We start from the raw sequence: 14,057 nt of genomic DNA on the forward strand, positions 1-14,057 counted from the left end.
GCCCCGATGAGAGCTCTCCTGGCGGTCCTGCGCGCCGCCGGACCCGGCCACAAGATCGTGACCGCCGTGCTCCTGGCCCTCGCCGCCGACCTCGGCGCGGTCACTTTGATGGGAGTCGCCGCCTGGCTGATCGCGCGGGCCGCCGAACACCCCCTGATGGGCGCGCTCTCCGTGGCGATCGTCGCCGTGAGGGCACTGGCCGTGACCCGGGGCCTGTTCCGCTACGGGGAACGCCTGGCCGGCCACGACGCGGCCTTGCGTGCCGTCGCCACCTTGCGCCGCCGGGTCTTCGGCGCGCTGGCAGCGCGCCCCGCCCGTCTCGACGCGCCGGCTCTGCGGGACGCCGACACCGCCAGCAGGCTGGTCGCCGACGTGGACCTCGTCCAGGACGCCCTGCTTCGGGTGGCCATCCCGGCCTGCTCCGCGCTCCTGGTCTGCGTCGGCGCCGTCACGGCGGCAGCCTGCGTGTCGATGCCCGCCGCCCTCGCCCTGGCCCTCGGCCTGGCCGCCGCCGGGCTGCTGCTTCCCATGGCCACCGCCCGCTCGGCCCGCCGGGCCGGGCTCCGGGCCGGTGCCCTGCGGGCCGAACTCGCCGTGCGCGCCGTCGACATCCTCGACGGCGCGGCGGACCTGCGGGCGTTCGGCGCCGCCGAGCAGGAGACCACCCGGGCCGCCGACACCGCCCGTCGCCTGCGCGCCCACGACCGGGGCACCGCTTTGATGTCGGCGTTGTCCGCGGCCGTCCTGACCGTCCTCCAGGGCGCCACCGTGCTGGCCGTCGCCGTGGTGTGCGCCGGAGAGGTGCCCCGGGTCTGGGCGGTGGCGCTGCCGCTGCTCGCCCTGGCGTCCTTCGAGCCGTTGGCCCCGCTGCCCGCCGCCGCCCAACTCCTGTCCCCGCTGACCGAAAGCGCCCGCCGGGTCGCCGAGCTCCTCGACCCCAGCGCTCCGCCCGGTTTCGAGCCGCAGTCGAGCCGGTCCGCCGACCCTGCACGGGTGCGGGGCACGGTGCGAGGGCCCTTGCCCGCAGCACGGCGTGGACCTGACCCCGCCGTGCTGCGGGCCGGCGGCCGGCTCGCCCCCGCCGGCTGGAAAGCGGCGTCCGGGGCCACCCCCTCTCCGGACGCCGCGCCCGCACACCTGACGGTGCGTGACCTACGGGTGCGCTACCGCCCCGATGCCCCACCGGCCCTGCGCGGCGTGGACCTGGACCTCCCCCCGGGCCGCCGCATCGCGCTCGTCGGTGCCAGCGGATCCGGCAAGTCCACGCTGCTGGCCGCCCTGACCCGGCTGGTGGTGCCCTACCAGGGCCACGTCCTGTTGGGCGGGCAGGACCTCGCCGGTGTCCCGGAGGCCACCTTGCGGCGCACGGTCAGCGGTTCGCTCCAGGACGCGCACGTCTTCCACACCTCCATCCGCAACAACCTGCTGCCCGCCCGCCCGGGGGCCAGTGACGCCGCGCTCCTCGAAGCCTTGGGCCGGGCCGGCCTCGCGGAATGGGTACGGGCCCTGCCGGAAGGCCTGGACACCTACACCGGATCCGACGGGGAAAGGCTGTCCGGCGGTCAGCGCCGCCGACTCCTGCTGGCCCGCGCGCTGCTCGCCGCGCCCCCCGTGCTGCTCCTCGACGAGCCCACCGAGGGCCTGGATCCCGCCACGGCCGATGCGGTGCTGCACGACGTGACGGCTGGTGCCGAGGAGACCGGGGCTTCTCTGGTCCTGGTCACCCATCGACTCCGGGGACTGGCCGAACTGCCCGGCCTGGACGAGGTGCTGGTCATGGCGGACGGGCGGCTCGTACAACGCTTGGCGCCCGCGGACTTCGATCGCAGTCGGCCCTTGTACGGCGCCCAGGCCCCGGCCCGGCGTGCGGGCAGCCCTCCACTTCCCTCCCGCCTTGAGCCGCACGCGACGGCGCCGAGGCAGACCGATGCCGACGATGTCTATGCAAGGAGTCCACGGTGACCACCACCCCGGTCCGGGGCCAGGACGGCCCCGTCGTCCCGCCCACGGCCCACGACCGCACTTTCCTGGAGCGCACCGCCGCCTTCTCCCAACGCCACCGCTGGCTGGCCCTGCTGTTGTGGACCGTGCTGCTGGTCGGCGTGTGGGGTGGTGCCTCAGCCGTCGGCGACAGTTATCACGACGACTTCGCCATCCCGGGTACCGAAACCCAGGAGGCGCTGGAGACGATGCAGCGGCACGGGTCCAACCAGGGGGGTGACAGCGTCCAGATCGTCCTGCACGACCAGGACAAGATCACCGCCCCGGCCGTCCGCGAGCGGATCGATGCGATGTTGGCGAAGGTGGCCGCGCTGCCCACCATCGACCAGGTGCGCAGCCCCTACGAGGAGCGCTCCGCGCTGTCCGAGGACAAGACGGTCGGCTATGCCACCGCGGTACTCAAGGGCACCGCCGACGCGATGCCCTTCGAGGAGGCGCAGCAGATCTACGACACCGCCCGCAGCGCACACGGCGACGGCCTCCAGGTGGAGCTCGGCGGCGACGTGGCCCGCAAGTTGGGCGAGTCCGGCGGCGGTGCGGCCGAAGGGGCCGGCATGCTGGCCGCGTTGGTGATCCTGGGGCTGATGTTCGGCACCGTGATCGCGGCGGGACTGCCGATCATCACGGCGGTGTTCGCGGTCGGCAGCACCCTCGGCGTGATCGTCCTGCTGTCCCACGTGTTCACGATCGCCAGCTACACCTCGTACATGATGATCCTGGTGGGGCTGGGCGTGGGCATCGACTACGCGCTGCTGATCTTCGCTCGCTACCGCTCCGAGCTGGTGCGCGGGTCGACGAGCGAGGAGGCCACCAACCGGGCGCTCAACTTCGCCGGCCGTAGCGTGCTGTTCGCAGGCTGCACGGTCATCATCGCCCTGCTCGGTCTGGTCGCCCTCGGCATCGGTTCGCTCCAGGGCACCGCCGTCGCAGTCGCGCTCACCGTCCTGGTCACCATGATCGCCTCGCTGACCTTGTTGCCGGCCCTGCTGTCGGTGTTCGGCGGGCGGTTCGCCCGCCAGTTCCCGGCGAAGGCCGCCAGGCGGCAGGCGAAGGGTCGCCCGATCGAGGGCGGGACCCGCTGGCGCGTCTGGGCGGGTGCGGTCCAGCGGCGTCCGTTGGCCGCACTGCTGGTCGCGGGCGTGGCACTGGCGGCGCTGGCCGCTCCCGCGCTGGACATGCGCCTGGGCCTGTCCGATGCGGGCAGCGAGTCCCCACAGTCCACCGCCCGCAAGGCCTACGACTTGCTGTCGGACGGTTTCGGCCCTGGATTCAACGGCCCCCTGGTGGTGGTCACCGAGGGGGACGCGGCTGCCCGGGAGGCGCTCGGGCGGACCCTGAACACCACGGACGGCGTCGCCTTCGCCACCCAAGCGTTCCCGTCCGCCGACGGCAAGGCGGCCACCGCGATCGTCTTCCCCGAGACCACCCCGCAGGCCGAGCAGACCAGTGAGCTCGTGCACCGACTGCGGGACGAGGTGTTGGCCGAGCTGGGTCGGCAGACGGGGGCGCGGTTCCTGGTCGGCGGCTCCACCACGGCGGTCATCGACTACTCCGACACCATCGCGGAACGAATGCCGATCTTCATCGCCATCGTGGTCGGCCTCTCCTTGCTGCTGCTGATCGCCGTCTTCCGGTCCGTGCTCATCCCGTTGAAGGCGGCCGTGCTGAACCTGCTGAGCATCGGCGCCTCGCTGGGAACCATCACCCTGGTCTTCCAGAAGGGCTGGTTCGGGGTGGAGCAGGGGCCGATCGAGGCCTACCTACCGATCATGATCTTCGCGATCTCCTTCGGCCTGGCCATGGACTACGAGATCTTCATCGTGTCCCGGATCCGTGAGGAGTGGGACCGCACCGGCGACGCGACCGCGTCCATCCGGGAGGGCCTGGCGCACACCGGGTCGGTGGTCACCGCGGCCGGCGCGATCATGGTGGCCGTGTTCGGGGCGTTCATGCTCAGCGGTGACCGGATGCTCCAGCAGTTCGGACTCGGCATGGCGGTCGGTGTGTTCGTCGACGCCGTGATCATCCGCTGCCTCATCGTCCCGGCTGCGATGCAACTGATGGGCCGCAGGGCCTGGTGGATGCCGGCCGCACTGGACCGTCTGCTGCCGAAGGTCGAGGTCGAGAAGAGCAGCTGACCCGTCCGCTCCCCGTGGGGGGGGGGGGGGGGGGGGGGGGGGGGGGGGGGCGCGGGCGGCGCGGCGGCGGGGGGCCGCCCCCGCCCCCCCCCCCCCCCCCCCCCCCCCCCCCCCCCCCCCCCCCCCCCCCCCCCCCCCCCCCCCCCCCCACAGTGGTTCCCCGACGAGGCCCGGCCGCCCGAGCCCTTCTTGAGCAACTGTCGACGGCGCGCTGTGAACCTGGAGCGAACCTGCTGGACCCGCCCCGTACGGAGGAGAAATGAGCGCCCCGCCCCGCCCGCCGCAGACGGCCCCGTCCGCGCCGGCGGCCTCCCACCACCGCTTCGCGCTCCTGGGCAGGCCGCGCTGGTTCACCACGCTCTTCGGCACCGACATGTGGGAGCGGTTCAGCTTCTACGGGATGACCGCCATCCTCGTGCTGTACGCCACGGAACCCGAATCCGGCGGCGGCCTCGGCCTGTCCAACGAGGATGCGGCCCTTCTCTACGGCCTCTACATGGCCAGCGTCTTCCTCTCCTCCGTGCCCGGCGGTTGGATCGGCGACCGTGTCCTCGGCACCTACCGGGCGGTGCTGTACGGGGGTGTCCTCATCGGCCTCGGCCACACGGCGATGGCCCTGCCGCTGGACGGCTCCTTCTACCCCGGGCTGCTCCTGATCGCTCTGGGCACCGGACTCCTCAAGCCCAACATGGCAGGCCTGCTCAGCGCCTTCTACGACCGCGAGGACCGGGCCGGGCGGGACGCCGGCTTCGCCGTCTTCTACATGAGCGTGCAGGTCAGTGCCCTGATCGCGCCCGTGGTCGTCGGGGCGGTCGGTGAGGGCGTGAACTGGCACCTCGGCTTCGGTCTCGCCGCCTTCGGCATGGCCGCCGGGCTCCTCCAGTACGTGCGCGGTGCCCGGCACTTCCAAGAGGTGGGCGCCGCCCCCGAACGGGCCGCGAGCTTCGCCCAGCGCCGTGTCGTCGCCCGCCGGACCGCCGTGGCGGCGTCCGTGGTCCTCGTCGGCTACGGCACGGACGCGGCACTGGGCACCTTCGAGCTCGGCCACGTGATGGCGCTGGTTGGCCTGCTCTGCCTGGTCCTGCCCGTGGTCTGCTTCCGGCGGCTGCTGCGCGAGCCCCTGCTGAGCGCCGCCGAGCGGGTGCGGGTCAAGGCGTACGTGTGGCTGTTCCTGGCCTCCGCCGTGTTCTGGGCGCTGTTCCTCCAAGGCGGTTCGGTCTTCTCGCTGTTCGCCAAGGAGGCCACGGACCGTGAGCTGTTCGGCCTGACCGTGCCGGCGAGCTGGTTCCAGTCGGCGGTCCCGCTGTTCGTGCTGTTGACCGCGCCCCTGTTCGCCTGGCTGTGGACCTGGGGCGGGGACCGGATCGCCACCGTCGTGAAGTACGCGATCGGCATGGGCTGCACGGCCGGGGCCTACCTGCTGATGGTGCTGGCCGCGTTCGTGGCGGGCGGCGGAAAGGCCTCGCCGCTCTGGCTGGTGGGGGCCTTCCTGCTGCTGGCCGCCGGCGAGGTGTCCTTCGCCCCGGTCGGGATGAGCGCCACGACGGCGGTGGCGCCGGCCACCTTCGTCAACCAGATGGTGTCGCTGTTCTGGCTGGCGGGCGCGCTCGGCGGCGGCATCGGCGGCAACGCGCTGAAGCTCTCCGGCGAACAGGTGCCCGGGCCCGCGTACTTCCTCCTGCTGGGTCTCGTCGTCCTCGGTGTCGGCGCGGCCCTCGTCCTCGCCCGTCGTCCCCTGACCCGGCGGCTGGGCCTGTGACCGCGGGGGCGGCACCGCACATCCCCGCCGGGCCGCCCCCGCTCCTTCCCGTCGGATCGTCCTCAGGGCAGGGGACGGGAGAGCACGTAGACCGTCCGCAGCACCACCGCGGCCGAGAGCACCAGCAGGTGGTAGCCGACCAGCCGGTACAGGCTCAGGTCGGGCGTCACCTCGGGGCCGCCGTCGATCGTCAACAACTGCACGCCCAGGACCCCGAAGAAGATGCCCAGGAAGGTCAGCAGCATTCGGCTGAGGAGTTCGCCTATCACCCTGCGGTCCCGCGGATCGGCGAGCAGGCGCACGTTGACGCCGAGGCGGCCCTCTTCCAGGGCGCCGCCGATCCGGTCCAGCCGGCGCGGCAACCTGCGCAGCACCGGCAGTACCGCCAGCAGTTCGTCGCGTGCCGTGTCGCGCACCGTGGCAGGCTCCAACTGGCGGGTGAAGCGGGCGGCGGCGTACCCGCGGGAGGCGTCCAGGACGTCGAAGCCGGCCGAGACCGCCCCCAGGGTGCCTTCCAGCGTGGCCAGCGCACGGAAGACGGCCGCCATCTCCGGCGGCACCGCCAGCCGAAAGTCGGCGACCAGTTTGAAAAGTTCTGTGAACATCGCCGCGTCCGGCGTCGCCCCGAGTCCGAGATGGCGTCCGCTGAACTGGCCCAACGCCCGCTGGAGCCGCTGCTCGTCCACGTCTTCGGGGCGTTCGGTGAGTTCCAGCAGCGCATCGCACAGGGCGATCGGGTCGCCGCGGTCCACCGAGAGGAAGAGCCCCGCCATCGCCGAGCGCAGCGCGCTGTCCAGCCTGCCCACCGAGCCGAAGTCCAGTAGGGCAGGGCTCCCGTCGGGCTGGAGCAGAATGTTCCCCGGATGCGGGTCGGCGTGGAAGACCCCGTCGTACATGATCTGGTCGAGCAGCGCGGTCAGCAGGGTCAGCGCGACCTTCCGGCCGTGCTCGGGACTGTCCGGGCGGGCCTTGCCCAGTTGGACCCCGTCGATCCGGCTCATCACCAGCACGCGTTCGCCGCTGAGCTCCTGGTGCAGGTCCGGCACCGTCACACTGTGGTCCCCGCGCAGGGCGGCGGCCCGGTGCACAGCCGTCATGTTGCGCGCCTCGACCCGGAAGTCGAGTTCCTCGCGCAGCGCCACGGCGAACCCCCGGGCCAGTTCCTCCAGGCCCAGCGAGCGTCCCCAGTCGGTGCGTGCCTGCAAGGTCGCGGCCAGTCGCCCGACGATGTCCAGGTCCCTTTCCACCGCCTCCCGGATGCCCGGCCGTTGCACTTTGACGATCACCCTGCTGCCGTCGCGCAGGACCGCGGCGTGCACCTGCGCGATGGATGCGGCGGCCAGCGGCTCCACGTCGAACTCGGCGAACACCATGTGCGGGGACCCGCCCAGACTGGCCAGCAGCACCGCCTCCACCTCGCTCCACGGCGCCGGCGGCACCCGGTCCTGGAGGCAGCTGAGTTCCTCGACGTAGGCGGCGGGCAGCAGGTCCCGGCGGGTCGACATCAACTGGCCGAGTTTGACGAAGGTGGTTCCGCCGGCCTGGAGGGCCGCACGCAGTTCCCGCGCGAGCTGCTCGTGCCGGGTGTCGCCCGCCCGCCGCGCCCTGCCGGCCCGCCTGCTCAGGTACGGGGCGAGGCCGTGTCGGCCGAGGATGCGCAGGATCTGCGAGTAGCGCCGGGCCCGTGACGCCCGGGCCCGGATGGCCTGGAGGCGGCCGAGCAACCGCACTCCTCCGGTGGGCAACAGGACTTCCAGGGCGACCAGCGCCACCATGGCGGTGAGCAGCCCGACGCCGATCATCAGAGTGAAGAGCATCGGCCCGCTGTTTTGGAGCTTGGGGCCGATGACCGTACCGGAGACGGAGACGCCCACCAGGGCGGCGATGAGGACACGGACGAGTCCCGCTTCCATCCCTAGCAGGCGTCTGCCGAGCAGGGCGGGGAGAGCGATCACAGAGAAGGCGCCGCCGGCCGCGAGGAATACCCACATATCAGGCAGCCTAGTCAACAGCTCAGGCTAAAAACGGAGTTGGAGTCGAGCGCCGCTTGAGTGACGCTGGAGCCCGGTCGCTGCCCCGGGTCGCGGGTCCGGCTGCGGCCAAGTCCGTGAGTCGACGCAAGAGCTCAGCCGGCGGGGCGCGCGAAAACCAGTGGAGCGGCGCCGCCGCGCGTCGCTACGTTGCTGCCCAACCGATCCCTCTGGTCAAGGACGTGCCGTTGTACACCCTGTGAGACCTCCCGAGCGCTGATTCCTCGCGCGTCGCGCATGTGCGCGACGCGCTGCTTCCTGCTGCGGACTTCTCACTGGAAACCGGTGTACTGCTGTGCTCGACAACTGGGCGGTCACGCCCACCTGCCTTCCCCTCGTCCGTCGCCGCTGCCACACGTGCGCGTCCGAGCGCTTCCGACCGAGCGGCAAGTTCCGCGTCAACGCCAACCACAAGGTCATCGACGCCTGGCTCCTCGCACTGTGCACGGCCTGCGGAGCCACCACCAAGATCACTGTCCTGGAGCGCCGGAACGTGCGCTCGGTACGGCCTGAAATGCTGGACTCGCTGCACGCCAACGACGTGGACCTCACGGCCGAGCTGCTCCAGGACCCGGTCATACGGCACCGCAACCGCATCGCCCTCGACTGGGACCACGCCTGGCGCCTCAACACCGGCGGATCAGATCACCTGACCCGCGAGGTCATCGACGTCTCGGTCCGCTTCCTGGCGCGGATCCCCGTCCGAGCGTTGCGGCTGATCGCCGAAGGCTGCGGCCTACCACGGGCCGAGGCCCAAAGATTGCTCGTGGCGGGGAGACTCGTCTCGGCGGTCGACCTGAGCGGCAGGGTCTTCGACGACTTCACCTTCACGCTCAAACGCTGACCCCTGTCCGGGATCGGGGGCCGGTCCCGCGAACACGCCGGGCCGACCCCTGATCCCGGACACGCCCCCGTTCCCCAAGCCCTCAACCCAACCTGGCCATGAACCCCTCGACCGCCGCGAGCACGTCCTGGCGACTCCACTCCAACGCGGCGGCGCCCACCGTCACCTCCGTGTGGCTCATCCCCGGCACCACATCGGAGAACCACCGTCGGAACAACACCGTCGAGGTCTCCTCCGCCAACCGCACCCCGGCCTCCGTCAACGCCTGCGGCTCGTAGGGGAGCCACACCTGGAACTCATGGGTGTGCGGCTGTGCGGGCTGGACCCGAAACCATCTCACCCCGGCCGCCGCGAAGCCCTCGTGCAGCGCCGCCGCCACCACCTTGGCGTGCGCCACGTACTGCGGCAGCCGCGGCAGCTCCCGTTCCAGCCCGATCAGCGCCCCCAGCGCCGCCGGATACTGCTGGAAGACCTGCCCCCCGTACCGGTGACGCCAGACCCGGGCCTCCTCGACGAAGTCCGGCGGCCCCGCCAGCACCGCCCCGGACAGGCCGTTGAGCGACTTGTAGAAGGAGACGTACACGCTGTCGGCCAGTTCGGCGATCTCCTCCAGCGGGCGGCCGAAGTGCTCGGTGCACTCCCACAGCCGGGCCCCGTCGAAGTGGACGACGGCGTCCCGCTCCCGCGCCGCCTGCGTCACCGCCACCAGCTCATCCCACTGAGGCAGGACGAAACCCGCGTCCCGCAGAGGAAGTTCCAGCATCAAGGTGCCGAAGGGCTCGGCCGTGTCGCGTACCTCCTCGGCGGTCGGAAGGCGCCGCTCGGCGGTCGGATGGACCGTCCGCAGGCCGGTGAGCACGGACAGGGCCTGCGCCTCGTGCACCTCCGGATGGCCCAGCGGATGCATCGCCACCACCTCGCTGCCGGTCCGCCCGGCCCAGCAGCGCAGCGCCGCCTGCTGCGCCATCGTCCCGGTGGGGAAGAACGCGGCCTCGTCCTTGCCCAGCAGATCGGCGACGCGGTCCTCCAGTTCGCCCACCACCCCGTCGCCGTAGACGTCACCCGCCTGGTCGAGATCGGTCACCCCAGCCGCGTGCGCGGTCAGCTCCGCCAGGCGCTCGGCCAAGGTCAGCTCCACCGAGCCCCGCCACAGGCTCTTCGCCGCCCCCCGGAACGCCAGCCGCCGGCGCTCGCTGTGCCGCCCGGCCCCGTTGTCCTCGTTCGCTCCCGCTTCGACATCCGTCATACCGGTGATCATTACGTTTGGGCGTCGTGCCAGCATCCTCTTTGGCTGAAACCAGCGCCGCTCGAAAGGCGCCGGGCACCCCGTCCCCGTACCGGGCCGTAGCCGCCCGTCGCGCTCCGCCCCCGCAGAAGGCCCTGCCGTCCTCCCCGATGTATCAGCGTATGGCGTCAGACGCGGAACGGCGCAGGACGCAGGGGCACCCTCGTACCGGGCGCATCCGGCGGACGCGGCAGCGGGGCGGGGCGCGGCAGCCGTCGTCGTGCGCCCGCCGGGGAAGGCCGGACAGGCCTTAGCATGGCCGTGAAATCGTCCGGTACCCCTCGCGGACTGGAACGGAAGGCCCGCCCCGCGTGAACGCACCACAACAGACCCGCCCCGCCCGCCTCACCGTCGGTGTAGTCGGTGCGGGCCGCGTCGGCCCCACCCTCGCCGCCTCCCTCCAACTCGCCGGGCACCGCCCGGTGGCGGTCTCCGGGGTGTCCGACGCCTCCGTACGGCGAGCCGCCGCCCTCCTGCCCGGCGTGCCCGTGGTGACGCCCGCACAGGTGCTCCAGAGCGCCGAACTTGTCCTTCTGACCGTTCCCGACGACGCCCTGCCAGGGCTCGTCCAGGGGCTCGCCGAAACCGGCGCCGTCCGGCCCGGCCAGCTCCTGGTCCACACCTCCGGCCGCTACGGGACGGCGGTCCTGGCCCCCGCCACCCGCGCAGGCGCTCTGCCGCTGGCCCTCCACCCGGCCATGACCTTCACCGGGACCCCGGTGGACGTACAACGCCTCGCCGGCTGCTCCTTCGGCGTTACCGCCCCCGACGAGCTGCGGCTGGCCGCCGAAGCCCTGGTGATCGAGATGGGCGGTGAGCCCGAATGGATCGCCGAAGAGTCCCGACCGCTGTACCACGCGGCTCTCGCGCTCGGCGCGAACTACCTGGTCACCCTGGTCGCCCAGGCTATGGAACTGCTGCGCACGGCCGGGGTCGCGCACCCCGACCGGATGCTCGGACCCCTGCTCGGTGCCGCCCTCGACAACGCCCTGCGCTCCGGGGACGCGGCCCTGACCGGCCCCGTCGCCCGCGGGGACGCCGGCACCGTCGCCGCGCACATCGCCGAACTGCGCCGGCACTCTCCGCAGACCGTGGCCGGCTACGTGGCGATGGCCCGAACCACCGCCGACCGCGCCCTCGCCCACGGCCTGCTCAAGCCCGAGCTGGCCGAGGACCTGCTCGGGGTGCTGGCCGACGAGAGCGCCGACGGGCGCCGAGGCGGACCTTCCGGCGGATCCGCGAACGACCCCCACGACGGAGGAGAGCGATGACCGCCCCTTGCCCGCTGCTCCGCACCTCCGACGAACTGCACGCGCTGCCGGTGCCCGGCGGCGGTGCGTCCCGCAGGGCCGTGGTGATGACGATGGGCGCCCTGCACGAGGGGCACGCCACGCTGGTGCGCACCGCTCGGGAACTGGTCGGCCCCACGGGGCAGGTGATCGTCACCGTGTTCGTCAACCCCCTGCAGTTCGGCGCGGGTGAAGATCTCGACCGCTATCCCCGCACCCTGGCCGCCGACCTCAAGACGGCAGAACAGGCGGGCGCCGATGCGGTCTTCGCCCCCGCGGCGGAAGAGGTCTATCCCGGCGGGGAACCGCAGGTGCGCATCTCGGCCGGCCCCATGGGCGAGCGGTTCGAGGGCGCCACCCGCCCCGGCCACTTCGACGGAATGCTCACCGTCGTCGCCAAACTGCTGCACCTCACCCGCCCCGACCTGGCGCTGTACGGGCACAAGGACGCCCAGCAGCTCGCCCTGATCCGACGCATGGTCCGCGACCTGAACTTCCCCGTCCAGATCCACGGCGTTCCCACCGTCCGGGAACACGACGGCCTCGCCCTGTCCTCCCGCAACCGCTACCTCTCCGCCGCGGAACGCACCACGGCCCTCGCCCTGTCCCGGGCGCTGTTCGCCGGCCGCGACCGGCTCGCCGCCGAGGAGGCGCTGCGCGCCCGCCACGAGGCCACTCCCGCCACCGACGAGGCCCGGGCGGCGGCGCTCGCCGCCATCGGCGAGGCCAGAGCCTCGGCTGACGCGCACGCCGTGTTCACGGCCGGCAGCAGGCCGGTTTCGGCAGTGCGCACCGCCGCCGGGCACGTGTTGGACGAGGCGGCGCGAGCCGAGCCGCCGCTGCGGTTGGACTACCTGGCGCTGGTGGACCCCAGCGACTTCACCGAGGTCGCGGACGGGTTCACCGGCCGCGCCGTACTGGCCGTCGCCGCGAAGGTCGGCACCACCCGACTGATCGACAACATTCCCGTCGAGTTCGGAGCACATCCGTGAGTACCAGTCCGCAGACCGGCACCGGCATACGGCTGCACGCACCCGCCCCCGGCTGGGCGGTCGAAGCCGACGTGGTGGTGATCGGCTCCGGCGTGGCGGGCCTGACCGCCGCCCTGCGCTGCGCCGCCGCGGGCCGCCGTACCGTGGTCGTCACCAAGGCCCGCCTGGACGACGGCTCCACCCGTTGGGCACAGGGCGGCATCGCCGCCGCCCTCGGCGAGGGCGACACCCCCGAGCAGCACCTCGCGGACACCCTGGTCGCGGGCGCCGGCCTGTGCGACGAGGAAGCGGTCCGCCTGCTGGTCACCGAGGGTCCGGACGCCGTCCGCAGGCTCATCGCCACCGGGGCCGTCTTCGACACCTCGGAGTCGACCGGCGAGATCGAACTGACCCGGGAGGGCGGCCACCACCGGCGTCGGATCGCGCACGCGGGTGGCGACGCCACGGGCGCCGAGATCTCCCGGGCCCTCGTGGAGGCAGTCCAGGCCTCCGGCATCGAAACCGTCGAGAACGCCCTCGCCCTCGACCTGCTCACCGACGCCGAGGGCCGGACCGCAGGTGTCACCCTGCACGTGATGGGCGAGGGTCAGCACGACGGAGTCGGTGCCGTGCACGCGCCGGCGGTCATCTTGGCCACCGGCGGCATGGGGCAGGTGTTCTCGGCCACCACCAACCCTTCGGTCTCCACCGGCGACGGCGTCGCCCTCGCGCTGCGCGCCGGCGCCGAGGTGTCCGACCTGGAGTTCGTTCAGTTCCACCCGACGGTGCTGTTCCTCGGCGCGGACGCGGAGGGCCAGCAGCCACTGGTGTCCGAGGCGGTCCGGGGCGAGGGCGCCCACCTCGTCGATGCCGACGGGGTCCGCTTCATGCTGGGCCAGCACGAACTCGCCGAACTCGCCCCCCGGGACATCGTGGCCAAGGGCATCATGCGCCGTATGCAGGAGCAGGGTGCCGAGCACATGTACCTGGACGCCCGACACTTCGGTGCCGCCATGTGGGAACAGCGGTTCCCCACCATCCTGGCGGCCTGCCGCGCCCACGGCATCGATCCGGTGACCCAGCCCATCCCGGTGGCGCCCGCCGCGCACTACGCGAGCGGCGGGGTGCGCACGGACCTGCACGGGCGCACCACCGTCCCCGGGCTCTACGCCTGTGGCGAGGTCGCCTGCACCGGCGTGCACGGCGCCAACCGCTTGGCCTCCAACTCCCTGCTCGAAGGCCTCGTTTTCGCCGAGCGGATCGCCGAGGACATCGTCAGTGGTTCCGTGGCGTCAAGCGGTCCGGGTATCCCGGTGCCGGCCAGTGGCCCGCTCCAGCCCGCCGAGGCCCGTCCGGAGGTGCAGCGGACCATGACGGCCGGTGCCGGGGTGCTGCGCTCCGCCCGGTCCCTGCGCGAGGCCGCTGACTCCCTCGAAGCCCTCTACACCGCGGCCCTGACCGAGTTGGAGGTCCACGGGAAGACGTCCGAACCCGGTGTGGACAGCTGGGAAGCCACCAACCTGCTGTGTGTGGCCCGGGTACTGGTCGCCGCCGCCCTGCGGCGCGAGGAGACCCGTGGCTGCCACTGGCGCGAGGACCACCCCGACCGGGACGACCGGTCCTGGCGCCGCCACCTCGTCGTAGGTCTGTCCCGGATCGAGAAGCGCGCCCTGGTCGTCGCCCGCACCGAGTCGGCGGCCTTCCCTTCCGTACGCCACCCCCTGAGCCAGGAGCAGTAAC

At 72.6% G+C, this 14,057-nt stretch carries 10 protein-coding genes; 8 read left to right on the plus strand and 2 right to left on the minus strand.

Annotated features, from left to right (window positions below):
- Positions 1-6 precede the first annotated feature (6 nt).
- The 3 genes from cydC to ACFYMC_RS11920 all read left to right on the plus strand — a co-directional run bounded on the left by cydC (position 7) and on the right by ACFYMC_RS11920 (position 5,898).
- Positions 7-1,962: a thiol reductant ABC exporter subunit CydC gene (cydC, locus tag ACFYMC_RS11910; RefSeq protein WP_388522577.1), complete on the plus strand. Its 1,956-nt coding sequence runs from the start codon at positions 7-9 to the stop codon at positions 1,960-1,962.
- Positions 1,959-4,139: an MMPL family transporter gene (locus ACFYMC_RS11915; protein WP_388522580.1), complete on the plus strand. Its 2,181-nt coding sequence runs from the start codon at positions 1,959-1,961 to the stop codon at positions 4,137-4,139. Before cydC ends, ACFYMC_RS11915 begins: the two co-directional genes overlap by 4 nt.
- A 259-nt stretch (positions 4,140-4,398) precedes the next feature.
- Positions 4,399-5,898, plus strand: a complete 1,500-nt coding sequence (locus ACFYMC_RS11920) for a peptide MFS transporter (protein ID WP_388522583.1) — start codon at positions 4,399-4,401, stop codon at positions 5,896-5,898.
- Between the two features lie 62 nt (positions 5,899-5,960).
- Here ACFYMC_RS11920 and ACFYMC_RS11925 read toward each other — a convergent pair whose 3' ends face one another.
- A complete protein-coding gene (locus tag ACFYMC_RS11925) occupies positions 5,961-7,889 on the minus strand; it encodes an ABC1 kinase family protein (RefSeq protein WP_388522586.1) in 1,929 nt (642 codons plus the stop codon).
- Between the two features lie 56 nt (positions 7,890-7,945).
- Between ACFYMC_RS11925 and ACFYMC_RS11930 the strand changes: the two genes are divergently transcribed.
- Together ACFYMC_RS11930 and ACFYMC_RS11935 are read left to right on the plus strand one after the other, a co-directional pair.
- The gene (locus ACFYMC_RS11930) at positions 7,946-8,131 is read left to right on the plus strand and encodes a hypothetical protein (protein WP_388522589.1); all 186 of its coding nucleotides are present in this window, start codon (positions 7,946-7,948) and stop codon (positions 8,129-8,131) included.
- A 92-nt stretch (positions 8,132-8,223) separates the two neighbouring features.
- Entirely contained in the window at positions 8,224-8,772 is a 549-nt protein-coding gene (locus ACFYMC_RS11935; RefSeq protein WP_388522592.1) for a DUF1062 domain-containing protein, read from the plus strand.
- Positions 8,773-8,854: 82 nt separating this feature from the next.
- On the opposite strand, the gene ACFYMC_RS11940 is transcribed toward ACFYMC_RS11935, so the two are convergent.
- Complete coding sequence (locus ACFYMC_RS11940) at positions 8,855-10,018, minus strand: threonine aldolase family protein (RefSeq protein WP_388522595.1); 1,164 nt, start codon at positions 10,016-10,018, stop codon at positions 8,855-8,857.
- Positions 10,019-10,368: 350 nt separating this feature from the next.
- On the opposite strand from ACFYMC_RS11940, the gene ACFYMC_RS11945 reads away from it, so the two are divergent.
- The 3 genes from ACFYMC_RS11945 to ACFYMC_RS11955 are packed head-to-tail and all read left to right on the plus strand — an operon-like array spanning position 10,369 to position 14,056.
- Positions 10,369-11,328 (plus strand): Rossmann-like and DUF2520 domain-containing protein, encoded by a 960-nt coding sequence (locus ACFYMC_RS11945; RefSeq protein WP_388522597.1) that lies wholly within the window; start codon positions 10,369-10,371, stop codon positions 11,326-11,328.
- On the plus strand, positions 11,325-12,338 hold the full coding sequence (gene panC / locus ACFYMC_RS11950) for a pantoate--beta-alanine ligase (RefSeq protein ID WP_388522600.1): 1,014 nt from the start codon (positions 11,325-11,327) through the stop codon (positions 12,336-12,338). The genes ACFYMC_RS11945 and panC overlap by 4 nt, the downstream gene beginning before the upstream one ends.
- The gene (locus tag ACFYMC_RS11955) at positions 12,335-14,056 is read left to right on the plus strand and encodes an L-aspartate oxidase (RefSeq protein WP_388522603.1); all 1,722 of its coding nucleotides are present in this window, start codon (positions 12,335-12,337) and stop codon (positions 14,054-14,056) included. The genes panC and ACFYMC_RS11955 overlap by 4 nt, the downstream gene beginning before the upstream one ends.
- Position 14,057: the final 1 nt, after the last annotated feature.

Origin of the sequence: Streptomyces sp. NPDC006879 (assembly GCF_042869595.1) — a bacterium.
In the GTDB taxonomy this organism is placed as follows: domain Bacteria; phylum Actinomycetota; class Actinomycetes; order Streptomycetales; family Streptomycetaceae; genus Streptomyces.